This is a genomic window from Roseovarius nitratireducens (assembly GCF_002925845.1).
GTDB lineage: Bacteria > Pseudomonadota > Alphaproteobacteria > Rhodobacterales > Rhodobacteraceae > Roseovarius > Roseovarius nitratireducens.
In genome coordinates this window covers 1-377 of record NZ_PDNI01000024.1, presented here as the reverse complement: position 1 = coordinate 377, position 377 = coordinate 1, and the positions used below count along the sequence as shown (strand labels likewise).

The following is a 377-nucleotide window of genomic DNA, read 5'->3' as shown; positions in this document are numbered from 1 at the left end:
TCAAAGTGTTTTAGTGGAACCATTTCTAGGACGATTGGTATGAAGCTGTGGTTGGACCCACAAATTTCTGAACATTGTCCATAAAATAGACCAGGGCGAGTTGATGTTAAAGTGGCTTGATTTAACCGCCCTGGAATTGCATCAGTTTTTAGTCCTAGTGAGGGTACTGCTCATGAGTGGAGGACGTCTTCTGAAGAGATTAATATACGAATAGGTAATTCTATAGGTAGAACTACTCGGTTATCAACTTCAAGAAGTCGGAGTTCTCCAGGTTTTAGTTCGGATGTTGGGATTATATATGAGTCAAAATTTAAATCTTCGTAATCTGTATACTCATAACTTCAGTATCATTGATGTCCTAAAGTTTTTACAGTTAG

1 pseudogene is annotated in these 377 nt (G+C 37.9%); it reads right to left on the bottom strand.

Annotation, left to right across the window (positions count from 1 at the left end):
• Positions 1-329 (bottom strand): annotated as a pseudogene (locus CRJ03_RS20535) (cytochrome c oxidase subunit II); the annotation flags it as partial.
• Positions 330-377 lie beyond the last annotated feature (48 nt).